Origin of the sequence: Guptibacillus hwajinpoensis (assembly GCF_001039475.1) — a bacterium.
In the GTDB taxonomy this organism is placed as follows: Bacteria; Bacillota; Bacilli; order Bacillales; family Guptibacillaceae; genus Guptibacillus; species Guptibacillus hwajinpoensis.
This window is the reverse complement of record NZ_LELK01000001.1, coordinates 985,702-999,792: the sequence shown is the minus strand read 5'-3', so window position 1 is coordinate 999,792 and position 14,091 is coordinate 985,702. Positions and strand designations below refer to the sequence as shown.

The window sequence follows — 14,091 nt, the reverse complement described above, 5'->3', positions numbered from 1 at the left end:
ACCTATATTACAGCCAAATACGGGACAAAGGCTAGTTAATGAACTAGCCTTTGTTTCATGTTTTGGATAAGGGAGTGACATCTGTATGGAGTATGTAATTGAAATGAGAAATATCCGCAAGGAATTCCCTGGCATTGTCGCAAATGATAACATTACTCTTCAGCTACAAAAAGGAGAGATTCATGCTCTTCTAGGTGAAAATGGTGCGGGTAAGTCAACGCTTATGAATGTGTTATTTGGTCTATATCAGCCTGAGCAAGGTGAAATTCATGTTCGCGGTCAAAAAGTAAATATAACAGATCCAAACATTGCAAACGAACTTGGGATTGGTATGGTTCATCAACATTTTATGTTAGTAGAAAAGTTTACAGTTACTGAAAATATCATTCTTGGAAATGAACCAACGACCAAAGGACAAGTTAACCTTAAAACGGCGGCTAAAGAAGTGGAATCGATTTCCAAGCAGTACGGCCTTTCAGTTGATCCTAACGCAAAGATTGAAGATATTTCAGTTGGGATGCAGCAGCGAGTTGAAATATTAAAAACGCTTTATCGTGGTGCTGATATTTTGATCTTTGATGAGCCAACGGCTGTGCTTACGCCTCAAGAGATCAAAGAATTGATTGCGATTATGAAGAAGCTAATTGCAGAAGGTAAGTCGATTATTTTAATAACTCATAAATTAAAAGAGATTATGGAAGTAAGTGACCGCTGTACCGTAATACGCCGCGGTGTTGGAATTGGAACTGTGGATGTCGCCAATACGAACGAAGATGAACTAGCTTCCATGATGGTTGGAAGAGAAGTGAACTTTTCAATACAGAAAAAGCCTTCTGAGCCTACGACAGATACGCTTGAGATAAAAAATCTTGTAGTCGAAGACGCAAGAAAAGTACCTGCTGTTAATGGAATGGATTTGTCTGTTCGTGCTGGAGAAATTGTGGGCATTGCAGGTGTAGATGGAAATGGACAGTCTGAGTTAATTGAAGCTATCACTGGACTACGAAAATCAAAATCCGGCAGCGTCATGCTTAATGGAAAAGATGTTACGAATTGGAAACCGCGTCGCGTAACAGAGGGCGGTATTGGACATATTCCGCAGGATCGCCATAAGCATGGCCTTGTATTGGATTTTTCTATTGGTGAAAATATGGTCCTTCAGACCTATTATAAAAGACCTTTTTCGAGGAATGGAATCTTAAGTATCCCTACGATTATGGAAAAAGCAAAGTCTTTAATTAAAGAATATGACGTCAGAACACCAAGCGAATCAACACCAGCACGAGCTTTATCCGGAGGAAATCAGCAAAAAGCAATTATTGCACGTGAAATTGATCGTAGTCCAAATCTCCTAATTGCAGCACAGCCTACACGTGGGCTTGATGTTGGAGCAATTGAATTCATCCACTCAAAGTTGGTGGAGGAGAGAGATAAAGGGAAAGCTGTCCTCTTAATCTCTTTTGAACTCGAAGAAATTATGAACGTGAGTGACCGTATTGCTGTTATATACGAAGGGAAAATCGTTGCCATCGTTAAGCCTGAAGAAACAACAGAGCAGGAGCTTGGCCTCTTAATGGCAGGCGCAAACCGCAAAAAGGCTGGTGAGACTTCATGAAGTTATTAAAAGGAAAGTGGTCTGCTATCACTGTACCAGTGCTATCAGTAGCGCTTGGGTTACTTGTTGGTGGTATGATCATGCTTGTGAGTGGATACAATCCAATCGTTGCTTATGCAGCGTTATTTAACGGTATTTTCTCTAACTCATATGTCCTTGGTGAAACAGTTCGTCAAATGACACCGCTTATTCTTTCAGGTCTTGCGGTAGCATTTGCATTTCGTACAGGGCTTTTTAATATCGGTGTAGAAGGACAGTTGCTTGTCGGCTGGCTCGCATCAGTTTATGTCGGTCTACAATTCGAAGGCTTAAGTCCACTAGTTCACATTCCATTAGCAATTCTTGCAGCTGGAGTGGCAGGGGCGATGTGGGCATTTGTTCCAGGTTTCTTAAAAGCAAAGTACCATGTACATGAAGTTATTACGACGATTATGATGAACTATGTTGCATTACACGTTGTAAATGCTATTATTCGTACGTATTTGCTAGCACCAGGAGAACGTACCGACCAGATTAATCAATCAGCATCTCTTCAATCTTCATTTCTACAAACGGTTACAGATTTTTCTCGTCTTCATTACGGATTCGTTGTCGCAATTATTGGAGCAATTATTATGTGGTTCTTGCTTTGGAAAACAACGACGGGATATGAACTTCGCTCAGTAGGGTTTAATAAATATGCATCCGAGTATGCCGGCATTAACGTTCAACGAAACATTATTCTGTCTATGGTCATCTCGGGTGCATTTGCTGGTGCAGCTGGGGCAATGGAAGGCCTTGGAACATATGGGTATATGACTGTTATGGCAGATTTCACTGGCGTCGGTTTTGATGGGATTGCCGTAGCTCTTCTAGGAGCAAACAGTGCGTTTGGTGTTGTCCTAGCATCAGCCTTATTCGGTGGATTAAAAATTGGAGCCCTCAATATGCAGTCCGTAGCACAAGTACCTACACAGCTAGTTGAAATCGTAATAGCTATGATTATTTTCTTTGTCGCATCAAGTTACTTGATTCACTGGATCAGCAACAGAGTGAACAAAAGGGGGAAAATTTAATGGATTTCATGCAGATTCTTCAGCTCGTCATTCCTGCTGCTATTTTCTCAGCAGCTCCCCTGATTTTCACTGCTCTTGGTGGAGTATTCAGTGAACGGTCAGGCGTGGTTAATATCGGACTTGAAGGTCTTATGCTCATGGGAGCCTTCACTGGTGCGTTATTTACAATTCTCGGTGAGCAGTGGGGGATGGGGGCAGCTTCACCTTGGTTTTCTCTCATCGTGGCTATTATTATAGGTATGCTATTTTCACTCCTGCACGCTGTTGCAAGTATTTCGTTCAAAGCGGACCAAGTTGTAAGTGGTGTAGCACTGAACTTCCTTGCAGCTGGTCTTGCGATTTTCCTTGTGAAGAAAATTTTTGACGCAGGTCAAACACCAATTATTCAAGAGCGTATTTACAAAACAGACGTGCCTTTCCTAAGTGATATTCCATTTATCGGTCCGTTGTTTTTCTCGAGTGCTTACTATACGTCGTATATCGCAATTGCTCTTGCTTTTGTCGTATGGTGGATTCTTTTCAAAACGCCATTTGGTCTTCGTCTCCGTTCAGTAGGTGAGCATCCAATGGCAGCAGACACGATGGGGATCAACGTTACCAAAATGCGCTATGTAGCAGTTATGCTGAGCGGTGGTTTTGCTGGACTGGGTGGAGCGGTCTATGCCACGTCGATTGCAGGTAACTTTAGTCATGCAACGATTTCTGGTCAAGGATTCATGGCATTAGCTGCGATGATTTTCGGGAAGTGGCATCCACTAGGTGCGATGGGTGCAGCCTTGTTCTTTGGTCTTGCTCAGTCTCTGAGTATTACTGGTCAACAGATTCCTGGACTGAAAGAAATTCCAGAAGTCTATCTCCTCATATCACCTTACGTTTTAACAATTCTTGCGCTTGCAGGACTTGTCGGACGAGCGGATGCACCTAAGGCAATTGGGCAACCGTATGAAAAAGGAAAACGATAGAAATGTAGCTCTCCGTGAAAACGGGGGGTTTTTTCTTTAGGGGTAATTGCTTACACTATTACACATACTATGGTATAAAGGGGATAAGTTACGCTTTCCTCTATTGGTAGTTAATGGATATTAAAAAGGAGTGAGGTCAATGGCTATTATCCCTCATGAGAAAACCTCTTGCGGCGGTTTGACGCTACATAGGATACAGACGGATAAATATAAGACAACAACAGTAGTAATGCAGTTTAAAGCTAAATTAACGAAAGATACGGTTACTGAGCGAGCACTTTTACCTTATGTTCTTCAGAGTGGAACGGCACAGTATGGATCTTCTAAAGCCGTGAGAACAGAACTTGAGAAATTGTATGGAGCAACGCTTGGTGTGGATCTTGCTAAAAAAGGTGATTTTCATATTATGACGTTCCGAATGGATTTTGCTAATGAGAAGTTCTTATCGGAAGATGATCCGCTTTTTAAGAAAGCTCTAACGTTACTTGCGGATGTTGTCATGAATCCTAAGACGGGGAACTCTGGATTTGATTCTTCGATTGTAGAAAAAGAAAAGCGAACAATGAAGCAGCGAATTGAATCGATCTATGATGATAAAATGAGATATTCTAATATGAGGCTAACTCAGGAAATGTTTCCTGATGAGCCGTTTGGCTTACATGTTTTTGGAGAGAGTGACCAGGTGGATCAGATTACATCACAATCGCTTTATGATTACTACAAAAAGGTTTGTGCAGAAGATGAAGTTGATCTATATTTTGTAGGTAATTTAGAAGGCATTGAAGTCGAAAACATCGTTAAAGAATTATTTCCATTTGACGAACGAAGCAGTAGAGAGTCTGAGACAACTGTGAAGGCATCGCTTGATGTTGAAGAGAAGGAAGTACAAGAATCTCAGGAAATCAAGCAAGGTAAGCTTCACATGGGCTTTCGCACCGGTGTTGGATATGCTGATGATGAATATTATGCTCTTCAAGTTTTCAACGGCATGTTCGGTGGCTTCTCTCATTCTAAGCTATTCCGAAATGTTCGTGAGAAAGAGAGCCTTGCTTATTATGCAGCTTCACGTTATGAAAGCCATAAAGGTTTAATTATCGTGATGTCAGGAATTGAATTTAAGAACTATTCCAAAACTGTAGAGATAATTAAAGAACAGCTCACTGCAATGAGGAATGGTGACTTCAATGAAGAAGAAATGAAGCAAACCAAAACCATGATTCGTAATCAGTTACTTGAAACAGTCGATGATGCGAAGGGTATGGTAGAACTTCTATACCATGGTGTTGTATCAAGAAAGCTTCGGAGTATCGAAGAGTGGCTCGACGGCGTTGAAGCTGTGACGAAAGAAGATATTCTAGCTGTTGCTGATAAGGTTAAGCTTGATACCGTATACTTCTTAAAAGGGGAGGAAGCTTAATCATGAAAACTATCCCATTTAATCAACTACAAGAAACACTTTATCATCAAACGATGGACAATGGACTTGATGTTTATGTTCTTCCAAAGAAAGGGTTTAACAAAACATACGCAACGTTCACAACGAAATACGGTTCGGTTGATAACCATTTCGTACCGTTGAATGGTTCCGAGAACGTTCAAGTTCCAGATGGCATTGCTCATTTCCTTGAGCACAAGCTGTTTGAAAAAGAAGACCGTGACGTATTCCAAGATTTCAGTAAGCAGGGTGCTTCATCCAATGCCTTTACGTCTTTTACTCGAACGGCATATTTGTTTTCTACAACACAGAATGTGATGCAAAACCTTGAGACGCTTGTAAACTTTGTACAGGACCCATATTTTAGTGACAAAAGTGTCGAGAAAGAAAAAGGAATTATCGGCCAGGAAATTGAGATGTATAATGATAATTCAGATTGGCGTGCGTATTTTGGTGTGATTGAAAACATGTTCCATCATCACCCAGTTAAGATTGATATTGCGGGTACAGTAGAATCCATCGCTAAAATTACAAAAGAATCTTTATATACGTGTTATGAAACGTTCTACCATCCTTCGAACATGGTGCTCTTTGTTGTTGGAGCTGTAGAACCAAATGAAATTATGTCATTTGTTGAGAAAAATCAGGCTGCAAAATCGTATAAAGATCAGCCCCCAATTGAGCGTTTCTTTGATGAAGAACCTAAAAAGGTTGCCGAGAAGAAAAGGGTTCTACCAATGTCTGTTCAAGTGGCTAAATGTCTTGTTGGATTTAAAGAGCCGAATCCAGGCCGTCAAGGTGAAGAACTACTTAAGCATGAGTTATCCATTAATCTCGCACTTGACTTAATGTTTGGTCAGAGCTCAGAGAATTATGAAACATTATATAACGAAGGCTTAATTGATCAGAGCTTTTCATACGATTTTACAGAAGAAGAGAAGTTTGGTTTCTCGATCCTTGGAAGCAACACAAGCTCACCAGATGAGCTCGCTGATCGGTTGTACAGTATGATTCAATCGTTCAAAAATAGAGCTGTAGACGAAGAGCAGCTTGAGCGAATTCGTAAAAAGAAAATCGGAAGCTTCTTGAGAGCGTTAAATTCACCAGAATTTATTGCAAATCAATTTACGCGTTACCGGTTCAATCAAATGGATTTGTTTGAAGTAGTACCTGTTCTTGAGGCTTTAACAGCTAAAGATGTTGAAAAAGCTGTGAAGGAACACTTCGCTGAAGAATGCTTCACGGTGTGCCAGGTGGTTCCGAAGGCGTAAAAGCACCCTATCGGGTGCTTTTTTCTTTTTGGCTATGTTAGCTCATATTGTTGATTTCTCGATTTTTGGCTCATTCGAGTGAAACCTCAGTTTCACTCGCCTTTCAGCTCTCCTGAAAGGTCGCCCTGTGGTGCCCATTCGCCTGAGTAAATGAATTTGCTCGAAGCGAATGGGCACCACAGGGCGTAAATGAGCCAAAAATCAACATTGGTCATTAACATAGCCTTCTTTTTAGAAAGGAGATTAATGCGTGAAAAACATTCTAATAACAGGAGCAAGTGGAGGAATTGGAAAGGCTGTCGCAGAGCAGTTTCTCAGTAAAGACCATAAGATCTTTGCACATTATCACTCCAATATGAAAAGTATTACAGCTCTTAAACATAAGAATCCTGAAGCATCCATCATACCAGTTAAAGCTGATTTATCTTGTTCGAATGGGATAGAGGCTTTGATCAATGAAGTGCCAGAAGTCGATACGCTCATTCTAAACGCAGGAAACAGTTTTAACGGGTTATTAACAGATATGACTGATCAAGAAATCGATGAAATGATTCATCTTCACCTCACTTCCTCTATAAAGCTTGCAAGACACTATACGAAGAACATGGTGCAGAAAAAGAGCGGTTCGATTATCGTTGTTTCTTCTGTTTTTGGCATATCTGGCGCTTCATGTGAAGTTGTGTATTCTTCTGTTAAAGGTGGATTAAACGCGTTTGTTAAAGGGCTTGCGAAGGAGCTAGGACCAAGTGGCATTCGTGTTAATGCAGTCGCTCCAGGCTACATCTCAACAGCAATGAATGCCTCGCTTATGGAGGAGGATGAAAGAGCTTTGCTTGACGAAATCCCATTAGGAAGACCTGGTAAACCGCATGAAGTCGCTTCACTCATTTCATTTCTTGATTCAGATCAAGCGGCGTACATAACTGGACAAATCATTACAGTTGACGGTGCATGGCAGTAAATCAATGCATAAAGTCCTCCTTTTCGACGCAACATATAGGTGATGAATTGATAAAGGAGGGACATAGATGTCTGTACTAGATAATTTTGATACGTGGAAAGAATTTTTGCACGATCGTTTAGATCAGGGGCAGCAGCAAGGGCTTTCTCAAGAAGTTGTCTCAGATGTTGCTTTTCAAATTGGCGGATACCTTGCTGATGGCGTTAAAGCAAAGAACGAACAAGAACAAATTCTTGCTGACTTATGGCATGTAGCGAGTGAAGAAGAACAGCACGCTATCGCTAACATGATGGTTAAGCTTGTCCAAAACGAAAAATAAATTAAGCAATGAAGGAGAAGGGTGTGAGAACATCCTTCTTTTTGTATGGATTTGGACAAAACTCAAAGAAAAGTACACAAAATCCGTATTCATCTCTTTTATACTAATTGAAAATCATTTATGATTAAAGAAACATAGGAAATTTGTGGCTGAGGGAGTTGGCATATGGACAAAAAGGAATGGTACCTTGAATACGAGATTCATAAGAACAGACCTGGTCTTCTTGGAGACGTTGCATCTCTTTTAGGAATGCTAGGTATTAATATTATTACAATCAATGGTGTTGATGATATGAGACGTGGACTTTTGCTTCTTGTCGATGATGTTGAGCAAATTGAGCGACTGGAATCTATTCTTAACACAATGGATAATATTACGGTTACGAAAATGAGAGAACCTAAGTTGAGAGACCGTCTAGCTGTGCGTCATGGTAGATACATACAGCGGGATGCAGATGATAAAAAAACATTTCGTTTCATTCGCGATGAACTCGGTCTTCTTGTTGACTTCCTCGCAGAAATATTTAAACAGGACGGTCATAAGTTGGTTGGGATTCGCGGGATGCCACGGGTAGGAAAGACAGAATCAATTGTCGCTTCAAGCGTATGTGCGAATAAGAGGTGGGTTTTCTTATCTTCAACAATGTTAAAACAAACCGTACGAACCCAGATTGCGGACGATGAATTGAATAGTGATCACATCTTTCTTATCGACGGAATTGTTTCAGCAAGAAGAGCGTCTGAGAAGCACTGGCAAGTACTTCGGGATATTATGAGGCTGCCTGCGACGAAAGTTGTTGAACATCCTGATATATTTGTTCAAGAAACAGAGTATACGATGAACGATTTTGATTATATAATTGAATTGCGAGACGATCCGGAACAAGAAATTACATATCAAGTGATTGAAAATCAGAATTCTGGGTTTTCGAGCTTAGACTTTAACTAATTGGTAGGTGTTTTTCATTGACAGAGCTAGGTCAACGATTGAAAGAGGCTCGAAATGATAAGGGATTATCAATCGAGGAAGTTCAATCCATTACTAAGATTCAAAAACGCTATCTTCATGCAATAGAAGAAGGAAATTACGAACTGCTTCCAGGTAATTTTTATACGCGTGCATTTATTAAAAACTATGCGGAAGCAGTTGGCCTCGGCGGAGAAGAATTACTAGAAGAATATGCTTCTGAAATTCCTAAAGCCAGTACAGATGTGCCAGAGAACTTGCCTCCAAGAAAAATGAGGCGGCCGACATCACCAAGCAAAACAGCTTCGAAGTGGTCATCCGTCTTTCCATCAGTTCTTGTCGTGCTCGTACTTGTCGGTGTTGCAGCTATCATTTGGTTTGTCGTGCAAAATGGTGACGAGAAAACAAACCAGACTGCTACGACAAATCAAGTAGAAGAACAGGTATCAAGCGATGAAAATAGTAGTAACGCGCCTTCATCTGATGAAGTGTCAAATTCAGAAAAGCCTGAAGAACCAGCTGATCAGCCTAAGGAAGAAGCTAAAGACCAATCTTCAGATGAAGAGGAAAATTCTGAAGAAAAGCCTGAGGAGGAACCTGAAGAGGAACCAGAACCTGAAATGGCTATTAAGAAAGTGGACGGCAATTCTTCAAGCTCAACTTATGAATTATCGAACACAGATAAGTATGAGGTGAAGTTAGAAGCTAAAGGCGGTAGCTGGGTTGCTTTAACAGGTGCTAGTGACAAGAGATATGTGTACAAGAGTCTTAAAAAAGGTGAAAAGGTCACACATGACTTAACGAGTGAATCTTCAGCGTCATTACGACTAGGGAGCTCACCGAACGTTTCAGTGTTTGTAAATGGAGAAAAGATTGACATTCCAACTGAACCTGTTGTTCAGAATGTTACATTGAATTTTAAAAAATCAGAGTAAGGTAGTAGGGTCATCTTCGTTAGATGACCCTTTTTCTTTCGACTAATCAATGGAGAAGTTTTCCTTTCTGCATGAAAGAAACAATGATAGAATAGAATACGATTTAAGGGGTTGCTTATCCAATACGTTCAGCTACCCTTACAGGTTAAATGACATTTAGGAGGAACATACGTGAATTTGCCTAATAAAATTACAGTATCTCGCATTTTTCTGATACCCGTATTTCTCATTTTTTTATTAGCTCCACTCCCTTTAGGAGAAACGGAAATTGCTGGTACCGTTTTATTGAATTCTCAGTTGATCGCTACAGCCATTTTTATTTTCGCTTCTGTGACGGATTGGATTGATGGGTACATAGCAAGGAAACATAATCTTGTCACCAATCTCGGTAAATTCCTTGATCCACTTGCAGACAAGCTTCTAGTAACGTCAGCTTTTGTATCGCTTGTGGAACTTGGGGCAGCACCTGCCTGGTTAGTTGTTCTGATTTTAAGCCGTGAATTTGCTGTAACTGGTCTTAGACTTGTTGCATCTTCTGAAGGAGAAGTGCTTGCAGCAAGCAATCTTGGTAAGTTGAAAACATGGATTCAAATCGTTGCTATTATTGCCCTTTTAATTGAGAACGTGCCATTTGAAGCAGTAGGTTTTCCATTTGCAACAATCTCATTATGGGCAGCACTTATTATTACCGTATACTCAGGATGGGATTATTTCTATAAAAATCGGGAAGTACTCCTAAAATCACGCTAAACACCTAAGGAACAGATTATTCTGTTCCTTTTTGAAACCTTTGAAGTCATCACTAATCGTCCGTTTCATTCGTACTATATTTAAACGGACATGAGGCGCTTTCTTATACGGAATAGCCATTCCAATGTATAATGGAAGTAGAAGAATGATGATCAAGCTAATAAATCTGGTTTCTAATCAGGTTTCTAAAGGAAGGGATGAGTACGTATGAATGCAGAAATTATCGGAATCGGTTCAGAGTTATTGCTCGGACAAATCGCTAACACAAATGCACAATTTATTTCTACCCGACTGGCTGATCTTGGCATAAATGTTTTTTATCACACCGCAGTAGGAGACAATAGTGATCGCTTGAAACAAGTGATCGAAATAGCAGAGTCACGTGCAGACTTGTTAATTTTCACTGGCGGGCTTGGCCCAACGAAAGATGACCTTACAAAGGAAACCATTGCTGAAACGCTTAATAAAAAGCTTGTCTACAACGAAGAAGCGATGGAGACCATTCAAGCGTATTATACGAAAACAGGGGCTCCTATGTCAGAGAACAACCGTAAACAGGCGCTAGTCTTAGAAGGTGCAGAGGTATTGCGAAATGACAATGGCATGGCTCCTGGGATGGCTTTAACAGAGAACAATCGAACGTATATGCTGTTTCCAGGGCCTCCGAAAGAACTTTACCCAATGTTCACCAACTATGCTGAGCCATACTTACTTAGCCAGATGAAGCAGGGTGACACGATTGTCTCTCGCGTGCTTCGTTTCTTTGGCATTGGTGAATCCAGGCTTGAGGCGGATCTTGAAGACTTAATTGATCAACAAACGAATCCTACCATTGCTCCGCTAGCAGGCGACTGGGAAGTAACGCTTCGCCTGACAGCAAAATCAGACTCGAAAGCAGAAGCTGAGAAGCTTATTGATGAAACGGAAGAGAAAATCAAAAAGCGTGTTGGGAAGTTTTTATATGGGTACGACCAAACTTCTCTTGCAAAAGAAACATTTGCTACTCTTGAAAAACGCAATTGGACAATTTCATCTGCAGAGAGCCTTACCGGCGGACTGTTTAGTCAACAAATAACGGATCTTCCTGGAGCCTCTTCTCTTTTTTACGGTGGGGTGGTGTGTTACTCTAACGAAGTAAAGCGAGAGATCGGCGTATCAAACGAAACGCTCGAAGCATACGGTGCCGTAAGCGAAGAGTGTGCGATTGAACTTGCAAGAAGCGTTAGAGCGAGATATAACACCGATGTCGGCATCAGTTTCACTGGAGTAGCAGGGCCAGATCCTAGCGAAGGAAAGGAACCTGGTACAGTGTTTGTTGGAGTAGTTTCACCTCTAGGCGAGAAAGTCATTTCGCTTCATCTTGCCGGAAACAGAGATGCTATCCGTAAACGAACTGCGAAACATGGATTGAATACACTATTGAATTTAGAAAGGTGAATTACGTAGGTATGAAGAATTTTGAAGACTTTGCTTTATCAAACGAAGTAAGAAAAGCTGTGCTTGAACTTGGTTTTAAGGAACCGACTCCTATCCAGGAAAAAGCACTTGAACCAATACTAGAAGGAAGAGATATCATTGGTCAGGCGCAGACCGGAACAGGAAAAACGGCTGCCTTTGGGATCCCTATTATTGAAAAAGTGAAGAAAGTTGGCGGCCCTGAAGCGATCATTCTTACCCCAACACGAGAACTTGCAATGCAGGTTGCGATTGAACTTCAGAAGCTTTCAAAGCATAAGGGTCTTAATGTTCTTGCTGTATATGGTGGAGAACCGATTTATCATCAGATTCGTGCATTGAAGAAAGGTGTTCACATCGTAGTGGGGACACCGGGACGTATGCTTGATCATTTAAAGCGCAAGACGCTACGAACAGATAATGTGCATACCGCTGTTCTTGATGAGGCGGATGAAATGCTCGACATGGGCTTTATTGATGATATAGAACTAATTTTCAAGCAGTTACCTGTTCAGCGCCAATCATTGCTTTTTTCTGCAACAATTCCAGCCCCAATTCGTAAGCTTTCAGGAAAGTACTTAAAAAATCCTCTTACGATTTCTGTTTCAAAAGGTGATGTAACTGCAGATACTGTGGAGCAAGTGTATTATCGAACGTTTGAAAGTGATAAGTTTGATACACTTTGTCGTGTGATTGAGAATGAGGAAATTCGTTTAGGAATCATCTTTACGAAAACGAAAAAGGGCGCCTCTCAGCTAACGGAATCGCTAAAGAAACGTGGCTACCGTGGTGAAGAACTTCATGGAGACCTTACGCAACAGCAGCGTTCAAAAGTGATGAATCTCTTTAGACGTTCCCAAATTAATTTCCTTGTTGCGACTGATATAGCTGCAAGAGGAATTGACGTTGCTCACGTCAGTCACGTGATAAACTATGATATCCCTGAAGATCCTGAGCGTTATGTTCACCGTATAGGTCGTACAGGTCGCGCAGGAAACAAAGGTATTGCATTAACTCTAGTAACACCGAAAGACATGCGTTTTCTTCAGTCGATTGAATCCAAGATTAAATTGAATCTTTCTGCTGAACCACTTCAGGATGAATCAGTAGATCTTGAAAACATTGTTAAATCAGTTGAAAAGCAATTGGTAAATCAAAAGCAGGACTCATCAGCTCGAGAAACGTCTGAGCTTCTTCTTGCTAAATATGATGCCCATTCGCTTGTGCAAGCGTTGCTTGAAAATGCGATTCAGGAAAAACAAAATACCACGCCTTCCGAATATAACTTCGGTGAAACAGGTGGACAGAATGGCATGGTTCGTTTCTTCCTAAATGTAGGACGTAACATTGACCTACATCCTAAGAAGCTCCTTAGCGAGCTCTCAGTGATGGCTGGAGTAGATAGTGATTCTGTTGGACGAATTGATATCTTTGAGAAGTTCTCATTCTTTGAAGTTCACGAAGATGTAGCTCCATTCGTATATGAAGCGCTTCGTGCAGGTGGAATTGATGGTAAATCGATCCATTTAGAACCGGCCAAACCCCAAAAAAGCAGAGTGTAAAAATGAAGCGATCAGCTCTATACTTGGAGCTGATCGTTCTTCATGAGAATTATATTCGCTTTAAGACGAAAGAGAATCGAAAAGTCAAGAGGAGATCAACGATAAAAAGACGAATAAATGTTCGGTTTTCTATTGGCAAATCGATAAAAAAGAGATATGATAGTGATAGTTTAATAACGAGGAGGAATTTATTCGTGAGTGATCGCAAAGCTGCCTTAGATATGGCATTAAGACAAATAGAAAAGCAATTCGGAAAAGGTTCCATTATGAAACTTGGCGAACAAGCTGAGCAAAGGGTCTCGACTGTTTCCACTGGATCGCTAGCACTCGATATTGCTCTCGGTGTAGGAGGATATCCAAGAGGACGCGTTATCGAAGTATACGGTCCGGAATCTTCAGGTAAAACAACTGTTGCTCTTCACGCTATCGCAGAAGTACAACGAAACGGCGGCCAAGCCGCATTTATAGATGCTGAACATGCACTTGATCCAGTTTATGCAGAAAAACTCGGTGTTAATATCGATGAGCTACTACTTTCCCAACCAGATACAGGAGAACAAGCCCTAGAAATTGCCGAAGCACTTGTACGAAGCGGTGCAGTTGATATGGTCGTTGTTGACTCCGTAGCTGCCCTAGTACCAAAGGCAGAAATCGAAGGTGAAATGGGAGATGCTCACGTTGGTTTGCAGGCGCGTCTAATGTCCCAAGCGCTTCGTAAGCTTTCAGGTGCAATTAACAAGTCCAAAACAACCGCGGTCTTTATTAACCAGATTCGTGAAAAGGTTGGGGTTATGTTCGGAAATCA

At 41.1% G+C, this 14,091-nt stretch carries 12 protein-coding genes and 1 pseudogene; all 13 read left to right on the top strand.

Annotated features, from left to right (window positions below; translation table 11 throughout):
• The first annotated feature begins 85 nt into the window (after window positions 1-85).
• Entirely contained in the window at window positions 86-1,615 is a 1,530-nt protein-coding gene (locus AB986_RS05090) for an ABC transporter ATP-binding protein (protein ID WP_048309768.1), read from the top strand.
• Complete coding sequence (locus AB986_RS05085) at window positions 1,612-2,670, top strand: ABC transporter permease (protein WP_048309767.1); 1,059 nt, start codon at window positions 1,612-1,614, stop codon at window positions 2,668-2,670. Before AB986_RS05090 ends, AB986_RS05085 begins: the two co-directional genes overlap by 4 nt.
• On the top strand, window positions 2,670-3,632 hold the full coding sequence (locus AB986_RS05080) for an ABC transporter permease (RefSeq protein ID WP_048309766.1): 963 nt from the start codon (window positions 2,670-2,672) through the stop codon (window positions 3,630-3,632). Before AB986_RS05085 ends, AB986_RS05080 begins: the two co-directional genes overlap by 1 nt.
• A 139-nt stretch (window positions 3,633-3,771) precedes the next feature.
• On the top strand, window positions 3,772-5,049 hold the full coding sequence (gene yfmF / locus AB986_RS05075; protein WP_048309765.1) for an EF-P 5-aminopentanol modification-associated protein YfmF: 1,278 nt from the start codon (window positions 3,772-3,774) through the stop codon (window positions 5,047-5,049).
• A gap of 2 nt (window positions 5,050-5,051) precedes the next feature.
• A complete protein-coding gene (gene yfmH, locus AB986_RS05070; RefSeq protein ID WP_048309764.1) occupies window positions 5,052-6,338 on the top strand; it encodes an EF-P 5-aminopentanol modification-associated protein YfmH in 1,287 nt (428 codons plus the stop codon).
• A gap of 250 nt (window positions 6,339-6,588) precedes the next feature.
• A complete protein-coding gene (gene ymfI, locus AB986_RS05065) occupies window positions 6,589-7,299 on the top strand; it encodes an elongation factor P 5-aminopentanone reductase (RefSeq protein WP_048309763.1) in 711 nt (236 codons plus the stop codon).
• 67 nt (window positions 7,300-7,366) lie between these two features.
• On the top strand, window positions 7,367-7,618 hold the full coding sequence (locus AB986_RS05060) for a DUF3243 domain-containing protein (protein ID WP_048309762.1): 252 nt from the start codon (window positions 7,367-7,369) through the stop codon (window positions 7,616-7,618).
• A 165-nt stretch (window positions 7,619-7,783) separates the two neighbouring features.
• A complete protein-coding gene (locus AB986_RS05055; RefSeq protein WP_048309761.1) occupies window positions 7,784-8,566 on the top strand; it encodes a YmfK family protein in 783 nt (260 codons plus the stop codon).
• 17 nt (window positions 8,567-8,583) lie between these two features.
• Window positions 8,584-9,519 (top strand): helix-turn-helix domain-containing protein, encoded by a 936-nt coding sequence (locus tag AB986_RS05050; protein WP_048309760.1) that lies wholly within the window; start codon window positions 8,584-8,586, stop codon window positions 9,517-9,519.
• A 171-nt stretch (window positions 9,520-9,690) separates the two neighbouring features.
• Window positions 9,691-10,269: a CDP-diacylglycerol--glycerol-3-phosphate 3-phosphatidyltransferase gene (pgsA, locus tag AB986_RS05045; protein ID WP_048309759.1), complete on the top strand. Its 579-nt coding sequence runs from the start codon at window positions 9,691-9,693 to the stop codon at window positions 10,267-10,269.
• A 207-nt stretch (window positions 10,270-10,476) separates the two neighbouring features.
• Window positions 10,477-11,706 (top strand): competence/damage-inducible protein A, encoded by a 1,230-nt coding sequence (locus tag AB986_RS05040; RefSeq protein WP_048309758.1) that lies wholly within the window; start codon window positions 10,477-10,479, stop codon window positions 11,704-11,706.
• An 11-nt stretch (window positions 11,707-11,717) separates the two neighbouring features.
• Complete coding sequence (locus tag AB986_RS05035) at window positions 11,718-13,286, top strand: DEAD/DEAH box helicase (protein ID WP_048309757.1); 1,569 nt, start codon at window positions 11,718-11,720, stop codon at window positions 13,284-13,286.
• A 194-nt stretch (window positions 13,287-13,480) separates the two neighbouring features.
• A pseudogene (gene recA / locus AB986_RS05030) lies at window positions 13,481-14,089 on the top strand (recombinase RecA); the annotation flags it as partial.
• Window positions 14,090-14,091: the final 2 nt, after the last annotated feature.

Coding starts and splice junctions, on each gene's coding strand:
- AB986_RS05090 (WP_048309768.1), top strand. CDS start 86: ATGGAGTATGTAATTGAAATGAGAAATATCCGCAAGGAATTCCCTGGC.
- AB986_RS05085 (WP_048309767.1), top strand. CDS start 1,612: ATGAAGTTATTAAAAGGAAAGTGGTCTGCTATCACTGTACCAGTGCTA.
- AB986_RS05080 (WP_048309766.1), top strand. CDS start 2,670: ATGGATTTCATGCAGATTCTTCAGCTCGTCATTCCTGCTGCTATTTTC.
- yfmF (WP_048309765.1), top strand. CDS start 3,772: ATGGCTATTATCCCTCATGAGAAAACCTCTTGCGGCGGTTTGACGCTA.
- yfmH (WP_048309764.1), top strand. CDS start 5,052: ATGAAAACTATCCCATTTAATCAACTACAAGAAACACTTTATCATCAA.
- AB986_RS05060 (WP_048309762.1), top strand. CDS start 7,367: ATGTCTGTACTAGATAATTTTGATACGTGGAAAGAATTTTTGCACGAT.
- AB986_RS05055 (WP_048309761.1), top strand. CDS start 7,784: ATGGACAAAAAGGAATGGTACCTTGAATACGAGATTCATAAGAACAGA.
- AB986_RS05040 (WP_048309758.1), top strand. CDS start 10,477: ATGAATGCAGAAATTATCGGAATCGGTTCAGAGTTATTGCTCGGACAA.
- AB986_RS05035 (WP_048309757.1), top strand. CDS start 11,718: ATGAAGAATTTTGAAGACTTTGCTTTATCAAACGAAGTAAGAAAAGCT.